The sequence below is a fragment of the Streptomyces globosus genome (assembly GCF_003325375.1).
GTDB lineage: Bacteria > Actinomycetota > Actinomycetes > Streptomycetales > Streptomycetaceae > Streptomyces > Streptomyces globosus_A.
The window spans coordinates 1,402,518-1,426,686 of the sequence record NZ_CP030862.1; the positions used below are offsets into that span (position 1 = coordinate 1,402,518).

Annotated in this window: 19 protein-coding genes and 1 pseudogene; 15 read left to right on the plus strand and 5 right to left on the minus strand. The window is 73.8% G+C overall.

The window, feature by feature from the left end:
* Positions 1-24 precede the first annotated feature (24 nt).
* The 5 genes from C0216_RS06635 (at position 25) to mutM (ending at position 3,867) form a co-directional block, all read left to right on the plus strand.
* Positions 25-1,074: a sulfur globule family protein gene (locus C0216_RS06635; protein WP_114054355.1), complete on the plus strand. Its 1,050-nt coding sequence runs from the start codon at positions 25-27 to the stop codon at positions 1,072-1,074.
* An 89-nt stretch (positions 1,075-1,163) separates the two neighbouring features.
* Positions 1,164-1,853, plus strand: a complete 690-nt coding sequence (locus C0216_RS06640) for a YceD family protein (protein WP_428985401.1) — start codon at positions 1,164-1,166, stop codon at positions 1,851-1,853.
* Positions 1,854-1,855: 2 nt separating this feature from the next.
* Complete coding sequence (gene rpmF / locus C0216_RS06645; RefSeq protein WP_026165248.1) at positions 1,856-2,029, plus strand: 50S ribosomal protein L32; 174 nt, start codon at positions 1,856-1,858, stop codon at positions 2,027-2,029.
* 19 nt (positions 2,030-2,048) lie between these two features.
* Positions 2,049-2,855, plus strand: coding sequence for a ribonuclease III (rnc, locus tag C0216_RS06650; protein WP_114054356.1), 807 nt, complete (start codon positions 2,049-2,051; stop codon positions 2,853-2,855).
* Positions 2,856-3,006: 151 nt separating this feature from the next.
* Entirely contained in the window at positions 3,007-3,867 is an 861-nt protein-coding gene (mutM, locus tag C0216_RS06655; RefSeq protein WP_114054357.1) for a bifunctional DNA-formamidopyrimidine glycosylase/DNA-(apurinic or apyrimidinic site) lyase, read from the plus strand.
* Here the strand turns inward: mutM and C0216_RS06660 are convergent.
* Positions 3,840-4,223, minus strand: coding sequence for a winged helix-turn-helix transcriptional regulator (locus C0216_RS06660; protein WP_114054358.1), 384 nt, complete (start codon positions 4,221-4,223; stop codon positions 3,840-3,842). The genes mutM and C0216_RS06660 overlap by 28 nt on opposite strands.
* 91 nt (positions 4,224-4,314) lie before the next feature.
* Complete coding sequence (locus tag C0216_RS06665) at positions 4,315-5,199, minus strand: CAP domain-containing protein (protein WP_114054359.1); 885 nt, start codon at positions 5,197-5,199, stop codon at positions 4,315-4,317.
* 135 nt (positions 5,200-5,334) lie between these two features.
* Here C0216_RS06665 and C0216_RS06670 point away from each other — a divergent pair, with 135 nt between their 5' ends.
* The 4 genes from C0216_RS06670 to C0216_RS06685 all read left to right on the plus strand — a co-directional run bounded on the left by C0216_RS06670 (position 5,335) and on the right by C0216_RS06685 (position 11,816).
* The gene (locus C0216_RS06670; protein ID WP_114054360.1) at positions 5,335-5,616 is read left to right on the plus strand and encodes an acylphosphatase; all 282 of its coding nucleotides are present in this window, start codon (positions 5,335-5,337) and stop codon (positions 5,614-5,616) included.
* A 348-nt stretch (positions 5,617-5,964) separates the two neighbouring features.
* Complete coding sequence (locus tag C0216_RS06675; protein WP_114054361.1) at positions 5,965-6,180, plus strand: hypothetical protein; 216 nt, start codon at positions 5,965-5,967, stop codon at positions 6,178-6,180.
* A 175-nt stretch (positions 6,181-6,355) separates the two neighbouring features.
* The gene (locus C0216_RS06680) at positions 6,356-10,093 is read left to right on the plus strand and encodes a chromosome segregation SMC family protein (RefSeq protein ID WP_114054362.1); all 3,738 of its coding nucleotides are present in this window, start codon (positions 6,356-6,358) and stop codon (positions 10,091-10,093) included.
* Between the two features lie 289 nt (positions 10,094-10,382).
* The gene (locus tag C0216_RS06685; protein WP_114054363.1) at positions 10,383-11,816 is read left to right on the plus strand and encodes a sugar porter family MFS transporter; all 1,434 of its coding nucleotides are present in this window, start codon (positions 10,383-10,385) and stop codon (positions 11,814-11,816) included.
* Between the two features lie 179 nt (positions 11,817-11,995).
* On the opposite strand, the pseudogene C0216_RS06690 reads toward C0216_RS06685, so the two are convergent.
* Positions 11,996-12,277, minus strand: a pseudogene (locus tag C0216_RS06690) (LLM class flavin-dependent oxidoreductase); the annotation flags it as partial.
* A gap of 61 nt (positions 12,278-12,338) precedes the next feature.
* On the minus strand, positions 12,339-13,805 hold the full coding sequence (locus C0216_RS06695; RefSeq protein WP_114054364.1) for a cytosine permease: 1,467 nt from the start codon (positions 13,803-13,805) through the stop codon (positions 12,339-12,341).
* A 132-nt stretch (positions 13,806-13,937) separates the two neighbouring features.
* Here C0216_RS06695 and ftsY point away from each other — a divergent pair, with 132 nt between their 5' ends.
* The gene (gene ftsY / locus C0216_RS06700) at positions 13,938-15,164 is read left to right on the plus strand and encodes a signal recognition particle-docking protein FtsY (RefSeq protein ID WP_114054365.1); all 1,227 of its coding nucleotides are present in this window, start codon (positions 13,938-13,940) and stop codon (positions 15,162-15,164) included.
* Positions 15,165-15,275: 111 nt separating this feature from the next.
* Here the strand turns inward: ftsY and C0216_RS06705 are convergent, their stop codons facing one another.
* Positions 15,276-15,944, minus strand: coding sequence for a bifunctional DNA primase/polymerase (locus C0216_RS06705; protein ID WP_114058496.1), 669 nt, complete (start codon positions 15,942-15,944; stop codon positions 15,276-15,278).
* Positions 15,945-16,338: 394 nt separating this feature from the next.
* On the opposite strand from C0216_RS06705, the gene nsdA reads away from it, so the two are divergent.
* The 5 genes from nsdA (at position 16,339) to ffh (ending at position 24,026) form a co-directional block, all read left to right on the plus strand.
* A complete protein-coding gene (gene nsdA / locus C0216_RS06710; RefSeq protein WP_428985402.1) occupies positions 16,339-17,847 on the plus strand; it encodes a transcriptional repressor NsdA in 1,509 nt (502 codons plus the stop codon).
* A gap of 371 nt (positions 17,848-18,218) precedes the next feature.
* Entirely contained in the window at positions 18,219-19,565 is a 1,347-nt protein-coding gene (locus C0216_RS06715) for an ammonium transporter (protein ID WP_114054366.1), read from the plus strand.
* Positions 19,562-19,900 carry a P-II family nitrogen regulator gene (locus tag C0216_RS06720; RefSeq protein WP_114054367.1) on the plus strand — a complete coding sequence of 113 codons (339 nt, stop codon included), beginning with the start codon at positions 19,562-19,564 and terminating at the stop codon, positions 19,898-19,900. The genes C0216_RS06715 and C0216_RS06720 overlap by 4 nt, the downstream gene beginning before the upstream one ends.
* Before the next feature lie 16 nt (positions 19,901-19,916).
* Positions 19,917-22,352, plus strand: coding sequence for a [protein-PII] uridylyltransferase (locus C0216_RS06725; RefSeq protein ID WP_114054368.1), 2,436 nt, complete (start codon positions 19,917-19,919; stop codon positions 22,350-22,352).
* Between the two features lie 105 nt (positions 22,353-22,457).
* A complete protein-coding gene (ffh, locus tag C0216_RS06730; protein WP_114054369.1) occupies positions 22,458-24,026 on the plus strand; it encodes a signal recognition particle protein in 1,569 nt (522 codons plus the stop codon).
* Positions 24,027-24,169: the final 143 nt, after the last annotated feature.

A 24,169-nucleotide genomic window follows, 5' to 3' on the forward strand; every position in this document is an offset into this window, starting at 1 on the left:
GAGGCCGAGAGAGTGCGAGCCGCCATGGACGTCCACAAGAAGCTCGACGAGATCGTCGCGGCCGTCGGCGGCGCCCGGTCCATGCCCATGTCGGCCTCCTGCGTCGTCAACCGCGGCGAGCTGCTCGCCCGCCTGGAGGAGCTGCGCGAGGCACTGCCCGGCTCCCTCGCCCGCGCGGAGGAGGTGCTCGGCGGCCGGGAGCAGGTCGTCGAGGAGGCCCGCCGGGAGGCGGAGCGGATCGTCGCGGCCGCGCACGCCCAGCGCGCCGCGCTCGTCTCCGACGCCGAGGTGGCCCGCCTGTCGCGGGACGAGGCGGACCGGATCCTGGCGGAGGCCCACCGGGAGGCCGCCGAGGTCCGCGCCCAGGCCGACGACTACGTCGACGCCAAGCTCGCCAACTTCGAGGCCGTGCTGACCAAGACCCTCGGCTCGGTCGACCGCGGCCGGGAGAAGCTGCTGGGCCGCGGCCCCGGCCTGGACGGCGAGGGCCGCCCGGACCCCGACGTGCCGGAGCCCGACGGCGACCCGGAGACCCTCCGCCGCCAGGCCGACGCCTACGCCGACGCGAAGCTGGCCACCATCGAGGCGGTGCTGGCCAAGACCCTGGAGGCGGTCGGCCGCGGCCGTCAGAAGCTGCTCGGGCGGATCCCGGCGGACGACCTCGGCGCGCACGTGGCCGCCCGGGACGCCGAGGGGGCCCAGCCCTCCCGTACCGCGAGCGACGCCGACTTCCTCGCGGGCCTCGCGGAGCCGGAGCCCCCGGCGGCGGCCCCGGCGATCCCCGCCCAGGCGGCGGCCGAGCCGGTGTACGGCGGGTACGGCTACCCGCAGCCCGGCGGGCAGGACGGCTACGCCTACCAGGACCCGTACGCGTACGGGCAGCAGCCCGTGCCGCAAGCCGATCCCTACGCCGCGGCGTACGGCGGCCAGCCCGACCCGTACGCCGTGTACGGGGCGCAGGGCGCGGCCGGGTACCCGTACGCGCAGCAGCAGGCGGCCCTGGACGAGACGAGCTTCTTCGACACGAGCATGATCAACCTGGACCAGCTGCGCCAGTACGAGCAGGGGCGCTGACCCGGATTGGGCTCCGGGCGGGGCTGCGGGTATCCTGACTGTTCGGTCGCGCGTATCCGTCGCGATCTGCGCTGCCCTTGAGCGGCGGCGTGCTCGATCTCCAGCGATTCCCGAAAGCAGGAACAGCCCTGAACACCCGCCTCGACCACCGCAACCCCCTCGTGTTCGACACGCACGAGCTGGGTCGGCGTCCTGGTGCCATGCAGCGGCTGTCCCGCGAGATCCCGGCTCCGGCGGACCTCGGTCTGGCCGGCGTCATCGGTGTGCCGGAGGGTGCGCCGCTGAAGATCGACCTCCGCCTGGAGTCGGTCATGGAAGGGGTGCTTGTCACAGGCACCGTCCGTGCATCGGCCGAGGGGGAGTGCGTAAGGTGTCTGGAGTCCGTCGGGCGCGAGCTCAAGGCGGACTTCCAGGAGATGTTCTCGTACCCTGACGCCGACGACCGGGGCCGCCCCAAGGCGGAGCCGGCCGACGACGCCGAGGACGACGAGGACACGCTCTACCTTGAGGACGGCTTGTTCGACCTCGAACCCGTGCTGCGGGACGCGGTGGTGCTCGCACTGCCGCTGCAGCCGGTGTGCCGGGAGGACTGTCTCGGTCTGTGCCCCGACTGCGGGGTCAGCCTGAACGAGGACCCGGAGCACCACCACGACGCCGTCGACATCCGTTGGGCGGCTTTGCAGGAACTCGTCGTGACCGATCAGGACGGCGAGAAGGACAACATGAGCGGCACTGCATCTGACGACGTTCAGAGCGCCGCCGAGAAGCAGGAGAAGTAGCCGTGGCTGTTCCGAAGCGGAAGATGTCGCGCAGCAACACGCGCCACCGCCGGTCGCAGTGGAAGGCTGCGGTCCCCACCCTGGTTTCGTGTGAGCGTTGCCAGGAGCCGAAGCAGCAGCACATCGCGTGCCCGAGCTGCGGCACCTACAACAAGCGCCAGGTCCTCGAGGTCTGAGCGGCTGGTGAGAGGCGCAATGTCTGAACTGTCCAACGCTGAAAAGCAGGCAGACAGTAGCAACGCGGCCTCGTCCCCCACGCTTCTGGAAGGGCGGCTCGGGTATCGACTCGAGTCCGCCCTTCTGGTGCGTGCGCTGACCCACCGCTCCTTCGCCTACGAGAACGGCGGCCTGCCCACCAACGAGCGCCTGGAGTTCCTGGGGGACTCCGTCCTCGGCCTGGTGGTCACGGACACGCTGTACAACACCCACCCCGACCTGCCCGAGGGCCAGCTGGCCAAACTGCGGGCCGCGGTGGTCAACTCGCGTGCGCTGGCGGAAGTGGGGCGCGGCCTCGACCTCGGCTCGTTCATCCGGCTCGGCCGGGGCGAAGAGGGCACGGGCGGCCGGGACAAGGCCTCCATCCTCGCCGACACCCTCGAAGCGGTGATCGGCGCCGTCTACCTCGACAAGGGCCTCGACGCGGCCTCGGAGCTGGTGCACCGGCTCTTCGACCCGCTGATTGAGAAGTCCTCGAACCTCGGGGCCGGCCTGGACTGGAAGACCAGCCTCCAGGAGCTGACGGCGGCCGAGGGCCTCGGCGTGCCCGAGTACCTCGTCACCGAGACCGGTCCGGACCACGAGAAGACGTTCACTGCTGCAGCCCGCGTCGGTGGTGTCTCGTACGGCACCGGCACCGGCCGCAGCAAGAAGGAAGCGGAACAGCAGGCGGCGGAGTCCGCGTGGCGCGGCATCCGCGCCGCCGCGGACGAGCGGAAGGCCGCCGAGGCGGCTGCCGCGGACGGCGGGTCGCCGACCCCCGCCGACTCCGCGCCGCAGGTCTGACGCCGGCCGGTTCCTCCTCCTTCGGGTCCGCCCGCTCCTGCCGTGCAGGGGCGGGCGGAGCCGTATCCGGGGGAGCCCGGCGGCCGTGCGGGGCGGGCCGGTAGGCTCGCGGGCAGAGCACCGCCGTGAAGCGCCCGCCAGGAGGAACACCGTGCCCGAGCTGCCCGAGGTCGAAGTGGTGCGGCGGGGCCTCGCGCGCTGGGTCGCCGGCCGGACCGTCCGCTCCGTCGACGTGCTGCACCCGCGCGCCGTCCGCCGCCACACCGCCGGCGGCGCCGACTTCGCGGACCGGCTGCGCGGCGAGACCATCGGCGTCCCGCAGCGGCGCGGCAAGTACCTGTGGCTGCCGCTGGAGGGGCGGGAGCTGTCCGTCCTCGGCCACCTCGGCATGAGCGGGCAGCTGCTGGTCCAGCCCGAGGGCGCCCCCGACGAGAAGCACCTGCGGATCCGGGTGCGGTTCGCGGACGCCGCCGGCACCGAGCTCCGCTTCGTCGACCAGCGCACCTTCGGCGGGCTCTCCCTGCACGCGACCACCGCCGACGGCCTGCCCGACGTCATCGCGCACATCGCCCGCGACCCCCTGGACCCGCTCTTCGACGAGGCGGTCTACCACCGGGCGCTGCGGGCCAGGCGGACCACCCTGAAGCGGGCGCTGCTGGACCAGTCGCTGATCAGCGGGGTCGGCAACATCTACGCGGACGAGGCGCTGTGGCGGTCCCGGCTGCACTACGAGCGCCCCACGGCCACCCTCACGCGCCCGCGGAGCACGGAACTCCTCGGCCACGTCCGGGACGTGATGAACGCGGCCCTGGCAGTCGGCGGCACCAGCTTCGACAGCCTCTATGTCAACGTCAACGGCGAGTCCGGCTACTTCGACCGCTCGCTGGACGCGTACGGACGGGAGGACGAGCCGTGCCGGCGGTGCGGCACGCCGATGCGCCGCCGCCCGTGGATGAACCGGTCGAGCTACTTCTGCCCGCGCTGTCAGCGGCCGCCGCGCGCGGCGTCGTAGGACTCCCGGGCGGACAGCACCTGCGGCATGCTGCCCTCCAGGAAGTGGATGAGGCCGAGCAGCCGGTCCGCGACCTCGATGCCGAGCGGGGTGAGCTCGTAGTCGACGCGCGGCGGGTTCACCGGCTGCGCCTCGCGGCGGACGATGCCGTCGCGCTCCAGGGCCTGGAGGGTTTGGGAGAGCATCTTCTCGCTGACGCCGTCCACCTTGCGGCGCAGCTCGTTGAAGCGGCAGGAGCCGTCGCGCAGGGCGCCGACGGTGAGGCTGCCCCAGCGGCCGGTGACGTGCTCCAGCGTCTCCCGCGAGGGGCAGGCGCGGGCGAACGCGTCGAACGGCAGGCCTGTCGTCGTCTCCATACGGCCAGCTTAACGCCGCACAGCGCTGTGGGACGGGGGGCGCTTCCCCCAGGGTTGTGCGCCCGCTGCCGGCGGGCTCGGGCGGGGTGCGTCAGAAGCCGAAGTTCTGCGTCCACCAGGGGCCGCCGGCCGCGAAGTGGGCGCCGACGCCCAGGGTGCGGAACTCGCAGTTCAGGATGTTGGCGCGGTGGCCGGGGCTGTTCATCCAGGCCTTCATGACGGCCTCGGCGTCGCCCTGGCCGCGGGCGATGTTCTCCCCGCCGAGGCCCGATATGCCGGCGGCCGAGGCGCGGTCCCAGGGGCTCCGGCCGTCGGGGTCGGTGTGGGAGAAGAAGCCGCGGACGGCCATGTCCCTGCTGAACGCGCCGGCCAGTGCGGCGAGCGGCGGGTTGGCGCGGACCGGGCCGCAGCCCGCCTGTGCGCGCTCCTGGTTGACCAGGGCGACTACGGCCGCCTCCTCGGCGGAGTGCCCGTCGGACGGCTCGGCCGGCGGGACGGGCGGCTTCGGTGCCGGGGGCTTCGGTGCCGGCGGCTCGGGCGCGGCCGGCTTCGGCGCGGGCGGCTTGGGGGCGGCGCTCTTCTCCGGCTCCGGGGCCTGGGCGGCCGGGCTGGGGGATGCCGCGGGGGAGGGGGAGGCGGAAGGGGTCGGCGAGGCGGAGGGCGAGGGCGTGGCCGACGGGGAGGGGGAGGCGGTCTCCGGGGCGCTGGACGCGCGGCCCGACAGGTTGGCCAGGCCGCCCTGCTGCTGTGCGGGCGCACTGCGCGGCGTGGCCGCCGGCTTTGCCTGCGCTCCGCGGCCGTCGCGGTCGGAGGAGACACCGACGTACGGGAAGGAGTCGCCGACGGGCACCGTCCCGGTCGTCACCGCGGCGGTGCCGAGGACGACGGCCACGGGGACGCCGAGCAGGCCGGAGCGGACGGCGGTGCGGCGCGCGCCGCCGCGGCGCGGCGCGGCGTGGAGTCGGTGGCGTCCCATCCGGCGTACCTTCCTCGCGGGTCGAAGATCGTCACGAACTCGCCCAAACGGGTGAGTTCATTGAGGCGTGACTGTACGCGAAGGCGTCCCGGGGGCGGTGCGGTCGGAAGGAGCCCGGGCGGATAGCGTTCGCGCATGAGCGAAGATGTCCGCCTGACCGCCTGGGTGCGCGGCCGTGTACAGGGAGTGGGCTTCCGCTGGTTCACCAGGGCCAATGCGCTGGAGATCGGCGGGGTCACCGGGTTCGCCCTCAACCTGGACGACGGGCGGGTGCAGGTGGTGGCCGAAGGTCAACGTGAGAATTGCCACCGGCTGCTGGACTGGCTCCGCTCCGGCGACACGCCCGGCAGGGTCGACGGGGTGACGGAAATCTGGGGCACGCCGCGCGGCGGCTACGAGGGCTTCGCGATCCGCTGACGTACCGGCTGATCATGCACTGATCACATGCGGACGCGGCCTGCACGGCTCCGGATCTGCGCGTTCGCCCCGGACGCGTTGCCGGGCGCGCGCGGGCGTGGAAGGCTCGGGAGAGAGGGCGGTCTCCCCGTCCCCCGAGTGAACCGGCCTGTCCGCCGATACAGGGCGTGATCGTGTTGACCGTCAAACTTTTTGGTGAGACGCTGGAAGCCCCGCGCACCCTAGCTGTTTGGCAGTGCTGGCAGAGTTAAGCGCAGTGACTGACAGTTGCTGTCGGACATCCGCGGGTGCGAACCCTCACGACCCACACCGCTTCGGTCGGTCACTCAGTGTGGAGGACCATCCATCATGGCAAAGGCGCTTCTCGGTTACGTCGGCGGTTCCGACCCGCGACTCCTCGCCGAGATGCGACGGCTTCAGCAGCGCGTCCAGGACCTCGAGTCCGAGCTCTCACGGATTCAGTCCGAAAACGACGCGCTGAACGCGGCCGCCGCTCAGCACGGAGACTCGCTGCTGGACCGCATCGACATCGACGTATCCCAGGCGGAGCCTGCGCTCACCTGATCCGCGCTCATCGTCGCTCGATTCCAGCCCCGCACGACACTGCAAGGGACGCTTCGGCGTCCCTTCTCTCCTTTCCCCGTCCTCTGCTCCCCGAGGGGCCCCGCCGCGGCTTGGCCAGACTCCTGCCCTGCACCTTCACGGGTGAAACCGAACCCGAAAGGTAGAGTCCGGCGGCGTGCACCTCAAGTCCCTGACCCTGCGCGGCTTCAAGTCGTTCGCGTCCGCGACCACCCTGCGCTTCGAGCCCGGCATCACCTGCGTGGTGGGCCCCAACGGGTCCGGCAAGTCGAACGTGGTGGACGCGCTGTCCTGGGTCATGGGCGAGCAGGGCGCCAAGTCGCTGCGCGGCGGGAAGATGGAGGACGTCATCTTCGCCGGGACCACCGGCCGCCCGCCGCTCGGGCGGGCCGAGGTCTCGCTGACCATCGACAACTCCGACGGCGCCCTGCCGATCGAGTACGCCGAGGTCACCATCACGCGGACCATGTTCCGCGGGGGCAGCAGCGAATACCAGATCAACGGCGACACCTGCCGGCTCCTCGACATCCAGGAGCTGCTCTCCGACTCTGGCATCGGCCGCGAGATGCACGTCATCGTCGGCCAGGGCCAGCTGGACTCCGTCCTGCACGCCGACCCGATGGGGCGCCGCGCGTTCATCGAGGAGGCGGCCGGCGTCCTCAAGCACCGCAAGCGCAAGGAGAAGGCGCTGCGGAAGCTCGACGCGATGCAGGCCAACCTCTCCCGCGTCCAGGACCTCACCGAGGAACTGCGCCGGCAGCTCAAGCCGCTGGGGCGGCAGGCCGCCGTCGCCCGCCGCGCCGCCGTCATCCAGGCCGACCTGCGCGACGCCCGGCTGCGGCTCCTCGCCGACGACCTGGTGGCCCTGCGGGCCGCGCTGGAGGCCGAGCTCGCCGACGAGGCCGCACTGAAGGAGCGCAAGGACGCCGCCGAGGCGCAGCTCGCGGCGGCCGTCCGTCGGGAGGCGGAGCTGGAGGAGGCCGTGCGCGGCCTCGCCCCGCGGCTGCAGCGCGCCCAGCAGACCTGGTACGAGCTGTCGCAGCTGGCCGAACGGGTCCGCGGGACGGCCTCCCTGGCCGACGCCCGCGTCCGGTCGGCGTCCGCACCGCAGGAGGAGGAGCGGCGGGGCCGCGACCCGGAGGACATGGAGCGCGAGGCCGCCCGGATCCGCGAACAGGAGGCGGAGCTGGCGGCCGCGCTGGAAGCGGCCTCACGGGCCCTGGAGGACACCTCCGCGCACCGCGCCGAACTGGAGCGGGCCCTCGCCGAGGAGGAGCGGCGGCTGCGCGACGCCGCGCGGGCCATCGCCGACCGGCGGGAGGGCCTGGCCCGGCTCACCGGGAGGCTCGGCGCCGCCCGCTCGCGTGCCGGGGCCGCGCAGGCGGAGGCCGACCGGCTGGCGGCCGCGCGCGACGCCGCGCGGCAGCGGGCGGAGGCCGCGCAGGAGGAGTACGAGGCCCTGGCCGAGGAGGTCGGCGGGCTGGAGGAGCCCTCGGCCGACGGCGGGCACGAGGCGGCGAAGGCGGAGCTCGCGCAGGCCGAGGCGGCGCTCGCCGCGGCCCGGGACGCGGCGACGGCCGCGGAGCGCTCCCGGGCGGCGGTGGCGGCCCGGCGGGACGCCCTCGCACTGGGCCTGCGCCGCAAGGACGGCAGCGGTGCGGCCCTGGCCGCCCGCGACCGGCTGGCCGGCCTGCTCGGCCCGGCGGCGGAACGCCTGACGGTGGCCCCCGGCTACGAAGCCGCGGTGGCGGCGGCCCTGGGCGCCGCGGCCGACGCCCTGGCGGCGGACTCCCCGGCAGCGGCAGCCCGGGCCATCCGCCACCTGCGCGACACGGACGCAGGCCGCGCCGCCTTCCTGATCACGGCCCCGCCCGTACCCCGCCAGTCGGCCCCGGACCCGGCCGCACCGGCGGCTGCCGCGTCTGCGGCCGGCCTGCCGGGCTCTGCCGCCCCCGGTGGCCGGGGGGCCGGCGCCCCGGAGTCCCCGACCGCGCCCGCCGTCCCCGCGGGCGCGCCTGCCCCGGCCGCCGCCCCGGCAGGCCGGGAGTCCGCGGCGGAAGGGGAGCCGGTGGCTCCGGACGCGCCGGCGGGGACACCGGCCGGGGGGCTCGTGCGCGGGGACGCAGGTCTCGTGCGGGCCGTCGCGCGGGTGCTGCGCGACCACTACGTCGTCGCGGACCTCGGCGAGGCCGTGGCGCTCGTCGCCGCGCGGCCCGCTGCGGTGGCCGTCACCCGGGACGGGGACGTGCTCGCGGCGCACCTCGCCCACGGGGGGTCCGCCGGTGCGCCCAGCCTGATCGAGGTGCAGGCCGCCGTCGACGAGGCCGCGGCGGAGCTCGACCGCCTGGACGGGCGGTGCCGTGAGCTGGCCGCCGCCCAGGAGGCCGCGCGGGAGCACCACCGGGCCTGCGCCGCCCGCGCCGAGGAGCTCGCGGAGCGGCGCCGTGCCGCCGAGCAGGCCCGCGCCGGCACGGCCCAGCAGCTCGGCCGGCTCGCCGGCCAGGCGAAGGGCGCCTCCGGTGAGGCCGAGCGCAGCGCCGCCGCCGCGGAGAAGGCGCGGGCCGCCCTGGAGGAGGCGCTGGCCGAGGCCGAGGAGTGCGCCGAACGGCTGGCCGCCGCCGAGGAGGGCCACGGCGAAGCCGAGGAGGAGCCCGACACCGCCGTACGCGACCGGCTCGCCGCCGACGGGGCCAACGCCCGCCAGACCGAGATGGAGGCCCGCCTGCAGCTGCGTACCCACGAGGAGCGGGTCAAGGCCCTGGCGGGGCGGGCCGACGCCCTCGACCGGGGCGCCCGCGCCGAACGCGAGGCGCGGGCCCGGGCCGCGGCCCGCCGCGAACGGCTGCGCCGGGAGGCCGGGGTCGCCCGCGCCGTCGGCGACGGCGCCCGCCAACTGCTGGCACACGTCGAGGCCTCCCTCGGCCGCGCCGGGGAGGAGCGCGCGGCAGCCGAGGAGGCCAAAGCCGTGCGCGAGCGCGAGCTCGGCGAGGCCCGCACCCGCGGCCGCGACCTGAAGGCGGAGCTGGACAAGCTCACCGACTCCGTGCACCGCGGGGAGGTGCTCGGCGCCGAGAAGCGGCTGCGGATCGAGCAGGTGGAGGGCCGGGCCCTGGAGGAGTTCGGCATGGGAGCCGACTCGCTCGTCGCCGAGTACGGGCCCGACCAGCCGGTCCCGCCGAGCCCGCCCGCGGACGGCGAGGCGCTCCCCGAGGATCCGGAGCACCCCCGCAACCGGCCCGGCCGCTTCGTGCGCGCCGAGCAGGAGAAGCGGCTCAAGGCGGCCGAGCGCGCGTACCAGCAGCTCGGCAAGGTCAACCCGCTGGCGCTGGAGGAGTTCGCGGCCCTGGAGGAGCGGCACAAGTTCCTCAGCGAGCAGCTGGAGGACCTCCGCCGGACCCGCGCCGACCTCCTCCAGGTCGTCAAGGAGGTCGACCGGCGGGTCGAGCAGGTCTTCACCGAGGCCTACCACGACACGGCCCGCGAGTTCGAGGGCGTCTTCTCGCGGCTCTTCCCCGGCGGCGAGGGCCGGCTGGTGCTCACCGACCCGGACGACATGCTCGCCACCGGGGTCGACGTCGAGGCCCGCCCGCCGGGCAAGAAGGTCAAGCGGCTGTCGCTGCTGTCGGGCGGGGAGCGGTCGCTGACCGCCGTCGCGCTCCTGGTGTCGATCTTCAAGGCCCGGCCGAGCCCGTTCTACGTGATGGACGAGGTGGAGGCGGCGCTCGACGACACCAACCTCCAGCGGCTCATCCGGATCATGGAGGAGCTCCAGGAGAGCTCGCAGCTGATCGTCATCACGCACCAGAAGCGCACGATGGAGGTCGCCGACGCGCTCTACGGCGTCTCCATGCAGGGCGACGGCGTCTCGAAGGTGATCAGCCAGCGGCTGCGCTGAGCCGTCCGGGGGCCCGGGGAGGCTCCGGGCCCGCGCCCCGGACCTTTGACCTTCAAGAAATGAAGATCTTTTCCTGAGTCAGTCAGCGCAGGTCACGTCGTTCCGGGCGCACTGCCCTCGCACTGCCCTCCGCCGGAGTTCACCCTCGGCTATTGACTTCAAGAAATGAACACATAAGCTCGCTGCGCCGCCTCTTCCCTTCGAGTGGTGCCGGTTGTCGACCTGTGCCCCACTGGAAGGAAAAAACACCCCACCCGCCCGCCGTCGCAGCCGGGCACAGGAGCACACCTTGAGCAGCAGCACAGAGCAGGCGCCGGCGCCGGACGGAGGGCGCGCCGCCCGGCCCGACCACCTCGGGCACGTCATCTTCATCACCGCCGCGGCCGCGATGGGCGGCTTCCTCTTCGGCTACGACAGCTCCGTCATCAACGGCGCCGTCGTCGCCATCCGCGACCGCTTCGACGTCGGGTCCGAAGCCCTGGCCCAGGTCATCGCGGCCGCCCTGATCGGCTGCGCGCTCGGCGCCGCCACCGCCGGCCGCATCGCCGACCGGATCGGCCGAATCCGCTGCATGCAGATCGCCGCCGTCCTCTTCACCGCGAGCGCCGTCGGCTCCGCCCTGCCATTCGCCCTGTGGGACCTGGCCGCCTGGCGCATCGTCGGCGGCTTCGGCATCGGCATGGCCTCCGTCATCGGCCCCGCCTACATCGCCGAGGTCTCCCCGCCCGCCTACCGCGGCCGCCTGGCCTCCTTCCAGCAGGCGGCCATCGTCACCGGAATCGCCGTCTCCCAGCTGGTCAACTGGGCCATCCTCAACCTGGCGGACGGCAACCAGCGCGGCGAGCTCGCCGGCCTGGAGGCCTGGCAGTGGATGCTCGGCGTCATGGTCGTCCCGGCCGTGCTCTACGGGCTGCTGTCCTTCGTCATCCCCGAGTCCCCCCGCTTCCTGATCTCGGTCGGACGCACCGGACAGGCCCGCAAGGTCCTCGCCGAGGTCGAGGGCTCCGGCGCCGACCTCGACGCCCGCGTCGCCGAGATCGAGCACGCGATGCGCTCCGAGCACAAGTCCACCTTCAGGGACCTCCTCGGCGGCCGCTTCGGCCTGCTGCCCATCGTCTGGGTCGGCATCGGCCTGTCGCTCTTCCAGCAGCTCGTCGGCATCAACGTGATCTTCTACTACAGCTCCTCGCTGTGGCAGTCCGTCGGCATCGACCCCACGAGCTCCTTCCTCTACTCGTTCACCACGTCGATCATCAACATCGTCGGCACGGTGATCGCGATGATCTTCGTGGACCGGCTCGGCCGCAAGCCGCTCGCCCTCATCGGCTCGACGGGCATGGCCCTCTCGCTCGGCACGGCGGCCTGGGCGTTCTCGTACACCACCGGCACCGGTGACGACATCACCATGCCCGACCTCCAGGCCGCCGTCGCGCTCGTCGCGGCCCACTCCTTCGTGCTCTTCTTCGCCCTCTCCTGGGGCGTCGTGGTCTGGGTCCTCCTCGGCGAGATGTTCCCCAACCGCATCCGCGCCGCCGCGCTCGGCGTGGCCGCCGCGGCCCAGTGGGTCGCCAACTGGCTCATCACCGTCACGTTCCCGTCGCTGGCGGACTGGAACCTGTCCGGCGCCTACGTGATCTACACCGTCTTCGCCGTGCTCTCGATCCCGTTCATCCTCAAGTGGGTGCCGGAGACCAAGGGCAAGGCGTTGGAGGAGATGGGGTAACCATCCCCCGCCACCACCCCGCTCCTCACGCAGGCGGTGCTGCCCCGGCTCACTTCCCGAGCCGGGGCAGCACCCGTTCGCACAGCAGGTGCAGGCTCCGCCGGCCCTCGTCCACCGGCATCCGGCCGCACAGCGGGTGCAGCACCAGGCTCTCCGCTGTACTCCACCGCCTCGTTCGGCGCCAGTACCCCGGCCGCGCGCAGCGGGTCGTACAGCGGGCCGATGATCGCCGGGACGGTGACGGTGATGCGCCGCGTCGCACCGAGGACGGCCCCCGCGAACGCCGGCGGCGAGGGCAGCCAGTCGTTGTCGGTGCCGTGGTGCTCCTCCGTCTGGACGGGGCCGATGCCGCGGTCGTCCGCGTACCGCGCCATCTCCAGGGCCGCCCGGTAGCGGGCCGACAGGGTCCCCGGGGTGCCGTGCGGGTCGACCAGGTTGAACCGGGCCACGGTGACGGGCATGCGGAAGTCCCCCTTCGCCGGATGCGGAGCACGGGCGAAGAGGGACCGTAGCCGAGGGGCCTCAGACGGACAGGGCGCCCGCGGGCTCGGCCTCCGCCGGGGACGCGCCGGCCCCGCCCTGCGGCCCGCCCGGCCGCTCTGCCGCCGGGCGCGGGAGGACGGCGTACAGCACGCCCGAGGTGAGGATGCCGACGGCCCAGCCCAGCCCGTTGGCGCCGATCCAGGTGTCCGCGAGCGGGCCGGCGAACCAGTCGACCCTGGTGAACAGCAGGCCCGCGGCGAGCGCCGCACCCCAGGCGGCCATCGCCTGCCAGGCGTAGCCGCCGCGGTACCAGTACGCGCTGGTCCGCGTCGTGTCCATCAGCGCCTGCCCGTCGTACGAGGTGCGGCGCAGCATGTCGGCGCCGAACACGCCGATCCAGGCGGAGAACGCCACGGCCAGCAGGGTCAGGAAGGAGATGAACGAGCCGAAGAAGCTCGTCGCGACGACCATCAGCAGGAAGCCGAACACCAGGCTGATGGCGGCGTTGACGGAGACCGCGGCCGCGCGCGGCACGTTGATGCCCAGGGTCTGCGCGGTGAACCCGGCCGAGTACATGGACATCGAGTTGATCAGCAGCATGCCGACGAGGGCGATCAGCAGGTACGGGACCGCGATCCAGGCCGGCAGCAGCTCCCCGATGAAGGAGACCGGGTCCTGTGCCGACGCCAGGTCCGGGGTGCCCACCGCCATCACGGCTCCCATCAGCACCATCGGGATCACGACGACGGCCGCGCCGCCGACCGTCGCCCCGACCACGCCCCGGGCGGAGGCCGTGCGCGGCAGGTAGCGGGTGAAATCCGGGCCCGACGGCACCCAGCTGATGCCGCCCGCGGCGATCGTGCCGATGCCGGCGACCATCATCGCGGTGGAGCCGGCCGGCCGGTCGAACACGGCCGCCCAGTCCGTCTCGGCGACCAGGTATCCGAGGACGAGCACGCTGAACGCACCGAACAGGTACGTCGACCAGGTCGAGCAGGCGCGCAGCGCGCTGATGCCGAGACCCGAGACCAGGAACGTGCAGCCCACGAAGAGCAGCAGGGCCACCACGATGAGGAAGGTGTTCTTCTCCACACCGAACAGCAGGTCCACCACCGTGAGCAGGGCGAAGGCGCCGCTGACCGCGTTGATGGTCTCCCAGCCCCAGCGGGCGACCCAGATCAGCGCGCCGGGGAAGAGGTTGCCGCGCTGCCCGAAGACGGCCCGCGATAGGGCCATGCCGGGCGAGCCGCCGCGCGTGCCGGCCAGCGAGATCAGCCCGACGAGCCCGTACGAGACGACCGGGCCGGCCACGGCGACGACGAGCACCTGCCAGATGTTGAGCCCGTTGGAGATCACCAGGCCGGCGCCCATGGTCAGCAGCAGCACGCTGATGTTGGCGGCGACCCAGGTGGGGACGAGTTCGCGGACGCGTCCGGTGCGCTCCGCGTCGGGGACGGGTTCCAGACCCCGGGTCTCTATCGCGCCGTCGGGAGTCTCGGCAGGCATACGTGCTCCGATGAGGTGATTTTCGGGAATTCGCCCCTCATCGTAGTTTCCGCCGCAAACGCACGAACGGCGGGGAAGGTCCCGGTGCGCGGCCCCGGTGCCGCGCAGAGGTTCGCGCATACTGAAGCCGTTATGGACATCCTCATCCTTGCCGTAGTACTCATCGCCCTGGTCGCGGTCGGCGCGGTCAGCGGGCTCGTGGTCAGCAGCCGCAAGAAGAAGCAGCTGCCGCCGCCGACGCCGCCCAGCACGCCGACCATCACCGCCCCGCCCGCCGAACCCCAGGTGGGGGAGGACGCCGCCACGACGGCGGAGGAGCAGCGCCGCACGATCGAGGAGGTCGTCCTCCCCGAGGCGGAGGCCGCCGCCCCCGAGGCGCCCGAGGCGCCCGCCGCCGAGGCCGAGGCCCCGGCCGCCCCCGAGATCGAGGTGCCCGAGCCCACCGCCGGCCGCCTGGTCCGGCTGCGCGCGCGCCTCGCCCGTTCGCAGAACTCCCTCGGCAAGGGGCTGCTGACGCTCCTGTCCCGCGAGCACCTCGACGAGGACACGTGGGAGGAGATCGAGGAGACCCTCCTCATCGCCGACGTCGGCGTCGCGCCGACGCAGGAGCTCGTCGACCGGCTCCGCGAGCGGGTCAGGGTGCTGGGCACCCGCACCCCCGCCGAGCTGCGCGCCCTGCTGAAGGAGGAGCTCGTCACCCTGGTCGGGGCCGACCTCGACCGGTCCGTGAAGACGGAGAGCGGCGCCGACACCCCCGGCGTCGTGATGGTCGTCGGCGTCAACGGCGTCGGCAAGACCACCACCACGGGCAAGCTGGCCCGCGTCCTCGTCGCCGACGGCCGCAGCGTCGTCCTCGGCGCCGCCGACACCTTCCGTGCCGCCGCGGCCGACCAGCTCCAGACCTGGGGCGAGCGCGTCGGCGCCCGCACCGTGCGCGGGCCCGAGGGCGGCGACCCTGCCTCGATCGCCTTCGACGCGGTCAAGGAGGGCATCGCCGAAGGCGCCGACGTCGTGCTCATCGACACCGCCGGCCGCCTGCACACCAAGACCGGCCTCATGGACGAGCTCGGCAAGGTCAAGCGCGTCGTGGAGAAGCACGGCCCGCTGGACGAGGTCCTCCTCGTGCTGGACGCCACCACCGGGCAGAACGGCCTCACCCAGGCCCGCGTCTTCGCGGAGGTCGTCGACATCACCGGCATCGTGCTGACCAAGCTCGACGGCACCGCCAAGGGCGGCATCGTCGTCGCGGTGCAGCGCGAACTCGGAGTCCCGGTCAAGCTCATCGGCCTCGGCGAGGGCCCCGACGACCTCGCGCCGTTCGAGCCGCAGGCCTTCGTCGACGCCCTGATCGGCGACTGACCGGCCTTCTGCTGACGCAGCGGTGCCCCCGTGTTTCCGAGACGGAGCACGGGGGCACCGCTGCATACGGGCATACGGGCATACGGGCATACGGACTGCGGGCGTACGGCGCTAGCGGCGCAGCCGGTGGCAGATGTACGCCAGGGTGCCCAGCAGCAGCCGGGCCTGGGGCGGGCCGCCGGCGCAGTCCAGGGCCGGCGGGCGCAGCCAGCCGACCGGTCCGAGGCCCGCGTGGTCCGAGGGCGGGGCGGTCACGTACGCGCCGTGGCCCAGCGCCCGCAGGTCCAGGCCGGCGTCGTCCCAGCCCATCCGGTACAGCAGCTGCGGCAGCCCGTCCGCGGCGCCCGGGGCCACGAAGAACTGCGCCCGCCCGTCCGGGGTCGCGGTGACGGGGCCGAGCGGGAGGCCCATCCGCTCCAGCCGGACCAGGGCGCGGCGCCCGGCCTCCTGCGAGACCTCGATGACGTCGAAGCAGCGGCCCGCGGGCAGCAGCACCGCGGCGCCCGGGTACGCGCCCCACGTCCCGGTGACCTCGTCGAGGGTGGCGCCGGCCGGGACGGTCGGGGCGAGGGGCAGCGGGTGGGCGCCCGGGGCGGGGCAGTCCGCGCGGCCGCAGGAGCAGTCGCGCAGGGGGCCGGCCGCCCGGGCCCCGGGGACCACGTCCCAGCCCCACAGGCCCGTGTACTCGGCGACCGCCGTGCACTCCGACGTCCGCCCGCGGCGGCGCGTCCCGGAGCGGAATTCCTTGGTGCTGCGGCTGCCGCCGATCGTGAAGCCCATGCCCATGCCCCCTCCAACGGGTCTGACGCACCGGTGGTTACGACGTTCGGGGGGACCGGGTGCGGCCTGCCCTGCGGTGCCACCCGGCGCACTCCACGCCGCGCGCGCCCCGGGCGCACCCCTGTCCATCCGATCGTTTCTGCTCCGTCGCCCAGTGAATCGCGCCTGGCGGGTGGCGCGTTCGTTGACAGGGGTGGCGAATGGTGGCGTTTCGGCGAACCGGCTCGCGGGGCGGGTGATCGTAGGATTACTTTCGGTGCACCGACCCTGACGGCGTACCGTTCGTGGTTATGCCGGAGGCAAGGCGTGAAGGACCTGTGAAGGTCCCCAGGCGGCGCCTGCCCTTCCGGTCAGGGTTGCGTAGGAACAGGGCTGAGCGGATGGGGGCGTTCCAGTGGGCGGCAACGGCGCAAGCGGAACGAGCGGGCAACCGGACGGATCCGGGCCCGCCGCCCGCAACGAGCAGCTGACCTCCTGGTTCGTGCGCAGCGGCTGGTCCAAGGGAGAGCTCGCCCGCCAGGTGAACCGGCGCGCCCGGCAGATGGGCGCCCACCACATCAGCACCGACACCTCGCGCGTGCGCCGCTGGCTCGACGGCGAGCAGCCCCGCGAGCCCGTCCCGAGGATCCTCTCGGAGCTGTTCTCCGAGCGCTTCGGCTCCGTCGTGGCCATCGAGCAGCTCGGCCTGCGCACCGCCCACCAGACCCCCTCCGTCTCCGGGGTCGACCTGCCGTGGGCCGCCGAGCAGACGGTCGAACTGCTCGGGGAGTTCTCCCGCAGCGACCTCATGCTCGCCCGCCGCGGCTTCCTCGGCACCTCCCTCGCCCTCTCCGCCGGCCCCGCCCTCATCGAGCCGATGCAGCGCTGGCTCGTCCCCTCCCCGGCCGCCGACCCCGCGGCCGCGCGCGGCGGCCAGGGCGGAGGGGCCCTCGGCGGCCACCGGCCCCCGCGCCTGTCCGAACCGGAACTCGGCCTCCTCGAATCGACGACCGTCATGTTCCGCCAGTGGGACGCCCAGTGCGGCGGCGGACTGCGCCGCAAGGCCGTCGTGGGCCAGCTCCACGAGGTCACCGACCTGCTGCAGGAGACCCACCCCGCGCCCGTCATGAAGCGGCTCTTCAAGGTCGCCGCCGAACTCGCCGAGCTCGCCGGGTGGATGAGCTACGACATCGGCCTGCACCCCACCGCGCAGAAGTACTTCGTCCTCGCGCTGCACGCCGCGAAGGAGGCCGGCGACAAGCCCCTCGGCTCGTACATCCTCTCCAACATGAGCCGCCAGATGATCCACCTGGGCCGCCCCGAGGACGCCCTGGAGCTCATCCACCTCGCCCAGTACGGCAGCCGCGACTGCGCCGGCCCCCGCACCCAGGCGATGCTGTATGCGATGGAGGCCCGCGCGTACGCCAACATGGGCCAGCCCAGCCGCTGCAAGAGGGCCGTCCGGATGGCCGAGGACACCTTCGAGGACATCGGCCCCGGCGACGCGCCCGAGCCCGACTGGATCCGCTTCTTCTCCGAGGCGGAGCTCAACGGCGAGAACTCCCACTCCTACCGCGACCTCGCCTACGTCGCCGGCCGCAGCCCCATGTACGCCTCCCTCGCCGCGCCCGTCATGGAGCGCGCCGTCGAGCTCTTCGGCCGGGACGAGGTGCACCAGCGCTCGTACGCGCTCAACCTCATCGGCATGGCCACCGTGCACCTCCTCCAGCGCGAGCCCGAGCAGGCCGCCTCCTACGTCGACCGCGCCCTCGCGGTGGCCGGAAAGATTCGGTCCGAAAGGGTGAACACCCGGCTCCGCAAGACCGTCGACACCGCCGCCCGTGAGTACGGCGACGTCGCCGAGGTCGTCCGGCTGACCGACCACCTCGCCTTCGCGCTGCCCCCGGCCGCGGAGGCCGTCTGACGGCCCGCGCGGCCGTCCCCCCGAAGGCCCCGGCCGCGGCAGCCACCCCGTGAAGCCCGATCAGGCTCCCCCAGCCAGGACTCCCGGGTGGCGCCGCGGCCGGCCCCGTCCTCCCGCCGCCGGCCGGCCCCGCCGGGCCGCCGGCCCGCCGCCGCCGACGGCGGCCCCGTTCATCGGCACGTAACAGCCCGCACCTCTTCGTCACGGGCGCGAAACATCGGGCGGCGCCGCCGGAAACCGGCCTGCGGGAATCTCTGGGTCAATAACCGGCCAGCCCCCGGGCCCCGGGCCACCCACCGGCCCCCACGCCTTCCCGTGCCCAGGTCCCACGGTCGCCCGCACGCGAACGCACCGACGACGAGGAGACGCCGATGGCACCAGCCATCACGACCCTCGCGGCAGACGCCCCGACGCTCTCTGCCGCGAACACCGGGTTCATGCTCATCTGCTCCGCCCTGGTCATGCTGATGACCCCGGGACTCGCCTTCTTCTACGGAGGCATGGTCCGTGTCAAGAGCAGCCTCAACATGCTGATGATGAGTTTCATCAGCCTCGGGATCGTCACGGTCCTTTGGGTGCTCTACGGATTCGGCATCGCCTTCGGCACCGACTCCGGCGGCGTTGTCGGCTGGTCCTCCGACTACCTCGGCCTCAGCGGCATCGGCATCACCGAGCTGTGGGACGGCTACACCGTCCCGGTCTACGTCTTCGCCGTCTTCCAGCTGATGTTCGCCGTCATCACCCCCGCCCTCATCAGCGGCGCCCTCGCCGACCGCGTCAAGTTCAGCGCCTGGGCCCTCTTCATCGCCCTGTGGGCCACCGTCGTCTACTTCCCCGTCGCCCACTGGGTGTGGGCCCCCGGCGGCTGGCTCTTCGAGATGGGCGTCATCGACTTCGCCGGCGGCACCGCCGTCCACATCAACGCCGGCGCCGCCGCCCTCGGCGTCATCCTCGTCATCGGCAAGCGCATCGGCTTCAAGAAGGACCCGATGCGCCCCCACAGCCTCCCCCTCGTCATGCTCGGCGCGAGCCTGCTGTGGTTCGGCTGGTTCGGCTTCAACGCCGGCTCCTGGCTGGGCAACGACGACGGCGTCGGCGCCGTGATGTTCGTCAACACCCAGGTCGCCGCCGGCGCCGCCATGCTCGCCTGGCTCGCGTACGAGAAGCTGCGCCACGGCTCCTTCACCACCCTCGGCGCGGCCTCCGGCGCCGTCGCCGGCCTCGTCGCCATCACCCCCGCCGGCGGCTCCTGCTCCCCGCTCGGCGCGATCGCCATCGGCGCCGTCTCCGGCCTGGTGTGCGCCATCGCCGTCGGGCTCAAGTACAAGCTCGGCTACGACGACTCCCTCGACGTCATCGGCGTCCACCTCGTCGGCGGCGTCATCGGCTCCCTCCTCGTCGGCTTCTTCGCCACCGGAGGCGTCCAGTCCGAAGCGGCCGGCCTCTTCTACGGCGGCGGCCTGGAGCAGCTCGGCAAGCAGGCCGTGGGCGTCTTCTCCGTCCTCGCCTACTCTCTCGTGGCGTCCGCGCTGCTCGCCTTCCTCCTCGACAAGACGATGAGGATGCGCGTCAGCGAGGACGACGAGGTCTCCGGCATCGACCAGGTCGAGCACGCCGAGACCGCCTACGACTTCAGCGGAGCCGGAGGCGGCGCCCCCTCCCGGAGCACCGCCGCCCCCGTCCCCGCCGCCGCCGCGAGCAAGAAGGTCAACGCATGAAGCTGATCACCGCGATCGTCAAGCCGCACCGGCTGGACGAGATCAAGGACGCCCTCCAGCGCTTCGGCGTCCAGGGCCTGACCGTCTCCGAGGCCAGCGGCTACGGCCGCCAGCGCGGCCACACCGAGGTCTACCGGGGCGCCGAGTACACCGTGGACCTCGTCCCCAAGATCCGCATCGAGGTCGTCGTCGAGGACGACGACGCCGAACCGGTCATGGAGATCCTGGTCACGAGCGCCCGGACCGGCAAGATCGGCGACGGCAAGGTGTGGAGCGTCCCCGTCGACGCCCTCGTCCGGGTCCGGACCGGCGAGCGCGGCGCCGAAGCGCTCTGACGACGGGAGGCCCTGGGTGACGAGCGACGGCACGACCACCGACACCTCCGACCTGGGACCCGGCGGCTACGCCGCGGCCCGGCTGCGGCTCCTCAGGGAGGAGCCGCAGTCCGGGCCGTCGCGGCGCTCCGCGCTCGCCCGGCTCACCGACGACTGGCTGACCGCCCTGTTCGCCCGCGCCGCCCGCGACACCGGTGTCCGCGGCGCCGCCCTCGTCGCCGTCGGCGGCTACGGGCGCGGCGAACTCTCCCCCCGCAGCGACCTCGACCTGCTCCTCCTCCACGACGGCAAGGCCGCCCCCGCCGACCTCGCCCGCCTCGCCGACCGCCTCTGGTACCCGGTGTGGGACCTCGGCCTCGCCCTCGACCACTCCGTCCGCACCCCTGCCGAAGCCCGCCGCACCGCCGCCGAGGACCTCAAGGTCCACCTCGGCCTCCTCGACGCCCGCCCCGTCGCCGGCGACCTCGGCCTCCTGGCCGGCCTGCGCACCGCCGTCCTCGCGGACTGGCGCAACCAGGCCCCCGCCCGACTGCCCCGGCTGCACGCCATGTGCCGCGAACGCGCCGAACAGTGCGGCGAACTCCGCTTCCTCCTCGAACCCGACCTCAAGGAGGCCCGCGGCGGCCTCCGCGACGCCGCCGCCCTGCGCGCCGTCGCCGCCTCCTGGCTCGCCGACGCGCCCCGCGAAGGCCTCGCCGAAGCCCGCCGCCGCCTGCTCGACACCCGCGACGCCCTCCACCTCACCACCGGCCGCGCCGGAGACCGGCTCGCCCTCCAGGAACAGGCCCAGGTCGCCGCCCGCACCGGCCACCCCGACGCCGACACCCTGCTGCGCGAGGTCTACGAGGCCGCCCGCACCATCTCCTACGCCGCCGACGTCACCTGGCGCGAGGTCGGCCGCGTCCTGCGCGCCCGCGCAGCCCGCCCCCGCCTGCGCGGACTGCTCGGCCCCCGCGGCCGCGGCGCCGCAGCGGGAACCGCCGAACGCGCCCCGCTCGCCGAGGGCGTCGTCGAAGCCGACGGCGAAGCCGTCCTGGCGCTCGCCGCCCGACCCGAACGCGACCCCGTCCTGCCGCTGCGCCTCGGCGCGGCCGCCGCGCAGGCCGGGCTGCCCGTCTCCCTGCACGCCGTACGGCGCCTCGCCGCGCAGGCCCGGCCGCTGCCCGAGCCCTGGCCGGCCGAGGCGCGCGAGCAGCTGGTCACCCTGCTCGGGGCGGGCGAGCCGGCCGTCGCCGTCTGGGAGGCCCTGGAGGCCGAGGGCCTGATCTCCCGGATGCTGCCCGAGTGGGAGCGCGTACGCTGCCGCCCGCAGCGCAACCCCGTCCACACCTGGACCGTGGACCGGCACCTGGTGGAGACCGCCGTGCGGGCCTCCGCGATGACCCGCCGCGTCGGCCGGCCCGACCTGCTTCTGATGGCCGCCCTCCTGCACGACATCGGCAAGGGCCTGCCCGGCGACCACTCCGCCGCCGGGGAGGCCGTCGCCCGCCGGATCGCCCTGCGCACCGGCTTCGGCGCCGCCGACGCCGACGTCCTCGCCGCGCTGGTCCGCCACCACCTGCTGCTGGTCGACACCGCCACCCGGCGCGACCTCGACGACCCCGCCACCGTCCGCACCGTCGCCGACGCCGTCCGCACCCCCGGCACCCTGGAACTCCTGCACGCCCTCACCGAGGCCGACGCGCTCGCCACCGGGCCGGCGGCGTGGTCTGCCTGGCGCGCCTCCCTCGTCGCCGACCTCGTCCGCCGGGTCGCGGCCGTCCTCGGCGGGGCCCCCGACCCCGGGCAGCCCGACCCGGCGCCCACCGCCGAGGAGGAGCGCCTGGCCGTGGAGGCCCTGCGCACCGGGGAGCCCGTCCTCGCGCTGCACGCCCGCCCGGAGGAGGACGCCGTCGGCGCGGAGCTCGCCGTCGCCGTCCCCGACCAGCCCGGGGTGCTGCCGGCCGTCGCCGGCGTCCTCGCCCTGCACCGGCTCACCGTCCGCGCCGCCGACCTGCGCTCGCTGGAACTGCCCGGCCGGCTCGGCGAGGCGCTCGTCCTGCGCTGGCGGGTGGCGGCCGGGTACGGCTCGCTCCCCGAGGGGTCCCGGCTGCGGGCCGACCTCGTCCGCGCCCTGGAAGGCGGCCTCGACGTCTCCGCGAAGCTCGCCGAGCGGGAGGCGGCGTACCCGCGGCGGCGCGGCGTGGTCCCGCCGCCGCCCCGGGTCACCGTCGTCCCCGACGTGTCCTCGCTCGCCACGGTCCTGGAGGTGCGCGCCCCCGACGCCGTCGGCCTGCTGCACCGCATCGGCCGGGCATTGGAGGACGCCGGCGTACGGGTCCGCAGCGCGCATGTCTCGACCCTGGGCGCCAACGCGGTGGACTCGCTGTACGTCACCTCGGCCGAGGGCAAACCCCTCGCCCCGGCGGAGGCCGCCTCCGTCGCCGAGGCCCTCGCCCGCGCGCTGGCCTGACGCCGGGCCCCGCGGGGAAAAGCGCCCGCGGGGTCTGGCAGGCGGGCCGGACCGATACCCTGGGGTACGACCACACCGCCCCCGACCCGAGGAATCGCGACCACCGTGTTCGATACGCTTTCCGACCGCCTCAGCGCGACCTTCAAGTCCCTCCGGGGCAAGGGCCGCCTCTCCGAACAGGACATCGACGCCGCGGCCCGGGAAATCCGTATCGCCCTCCTCGAGGCCGACGTCGCCCTCCCGGTCGTCCGCTCCTTCATCGCGAACGTCAAGGAGCGCGCCCGCGGGGCCGAGGTCTCCAAGGCCCTCAACCCGGCGCAGCAGGTCCTCAAGATCGTCAACGAGGAGCTGGTCTCGATCCTCGGCGGCGAGACCCGCCGCCTGCGGTTCGCCAAGACCGCCCCGACCGTGATCATGCTGGCCGGCCTCCAGGGCGCGGGCAAGACCACCCTCGCCGGAAAGCTCGGCCACTGGCTCAAGGGCCAGGGCCACACCCCGCTGCTCGTCGCCTGCGACCTCCAGCGCCCCAACGCCGTCAACCAGCTCGGCATCGTCGCCGAGCGCGCCGGCGTCGGCTTCTACGGCCCGCAGCCGGGCAACGGCGTCGGAGACCCGGTCCAGGTCGCGAAGGACTCCGTCGAGTACGCGCGGACCAAGCAGTACGACATCGTCATCGTCGACACCGCCGGCCGCCTCGGCATCGACGAGGAGCTGATGCAGCAGGCCGCGGACATCCGCGACGCCGTCAGCCCCGACGAGGTCCTGTTCGTCGTCGACGCCATGATCGGCCAGGACGCGGTCAACACCGCGGAGGCCTTCCGCGACGGCGTCGGCTTCGACGGTGTCGTGCTGTCCAAGCTCGACGGCGACGCCCGCGGCGGTGCCGCGCTCTCCATCGCGCACGTCACCGGCAAGCAGATCATGTTCGCCTCGAACGGCGAGAAGGTCGACGACTTCGACGCCTTCCACCCGGACCGCATGGCGGGCCGGATCCTCGACATGGGTGACATGCTCACCCTCATCGAGCAGGCCGAGCGGACGTTCTCGCAGGCCGAGGCCGAGAAGATGGCGGCCAAGCTCGCCAAGGGCCCCAAGGAGTTCACGCTCGACGACTTCCTGGCCCAGATGGAGCAGGTCCGCAAGATGGGCTCCATCTCCAAGCTGCTCGGCATGCTGCCCGGCATGGGGCAGATCAAGGAGCAGATCAACAACATCGACGAGCGGGACGTCGACCGCACCGCCGCGATCATCAAGTCGATGACCCCGGCCGAGCGCCAGGACCCGACGATCATCAACGGCTCGCGCCGCGCCCGTATCGCCAAGGGCTCCGGCACGGAGGTCAGCGCCGTCAAGAACCTCGTCGAGCGGTTCTTCGAGGCCCGCAAGATGATGTCGCGCATGGCCCAGGGCGGCGGCATGCCGGGGATGCCGGGCATCCCGGGCATGGGCGGCGGCCCCGGCCGGCAGAAGAAGCAGGTCAAGCAGGCCAAGGGCAAGCGCAAGAGCGGCAACCCGATGAAGCGCAAGGCGGAGGAGGCGGCGGCCGCCGCCCGCCGCGAGCAGGCCGCCCTGGGCGGTCAGCCGGACGCCGCGGGCAGCCCCTTCGGACTGCCGGCCGGCGCTCCGGGCGAGGACTTCGAGCTGCCGGACGAGTTCAAGAAGTTCATGAAGTAGTACGGGTGTCCCGCGGGGCCCCGGCCGCACGGCGCGGCCGGGGCCCCGGTGCGTCCGGGTCCGGACGGGGTGGTCGGGGGTGGCCGGGGGCGGGGGAGCCCGCCCGGAAGCCGCTGCCCGGAATATCCCTTATGGTCGGCCAG

Coding starts and splice junctions, on each gene's coding strand:
- C0216_RS06705 (WP_114058496.1), bottom strand. CDS start 15,944: ATGGGCTTCACGATCGGCGGCAGCCGCAGCACCAAGGAATTCCGCTCC.
- C0216_RS06660 (WP_114054358.1), bottom strand. CDS start 4,223: ATGGAGACGACGACAGGCCTGCCGTTCGACGCGTTCGCCCGCGCCTGC.
- C0216_RS06720 (WP_114054367.1), top strand. CDS start 19,562: ATGAAGCTGATCACCGCGATCGTCAAGCCGCACCGGCTGGACGAGATC.
- C0216_RS06635 (WP_114054355.1), top strand. CDS start 25: ATGGACGTCCACAAGAAGCTCGACGAGATCGTCGCGGCCGTCGGCGGC.
- C0216_RS06670 (WP_114054360.1), top strand. CDS start 5,335: ATGAGCGAAGATGTCCGCCTGACCGCCTGGGTGCGCGGCCGTGTACAG.
- C0216_RS06675 (WP_114054361.1), top strand. CDS start 5,965: ATGGCAAAGGCGCTTCTCGGTTACGTCGGCGGTTCCGACCCGCGACTC.
- C0216_RS06695 (WP_114054364.1), bottom strand. CDS start 13,805: ATGCCTGCCGAGACTCCCGACGGCGCGATAGAGACCCGGGGTCTGGAA.
- ftsY (WP_114054365.1), top strand. CDS start 13,938: ATGGACATCCTCATCCTTGCCGTAGTACTCATCGCCCTGGTCGCGGTC.
- C0216_RS06715 (WP_114054366.1), top strand. CDS start 18,219: ATGGCACCAGCCATCACGACCCTCGCGGCAGACGCCCCGACGCTCTCT.
- C0216_RS06665 (WP_114054359.1), bottom strand. CDS start 5,199: ATGGGACGCCACCGACTCCACGCCGCGCCGCGCCGCGGCGGCGCGCGC.
- rnc (WP_114054356.1), top strand. CDS start 2,049: ATGTCTGAACTGTCCAACGCTGAAAAGCAGGCAGACAGTAGCAACGCG.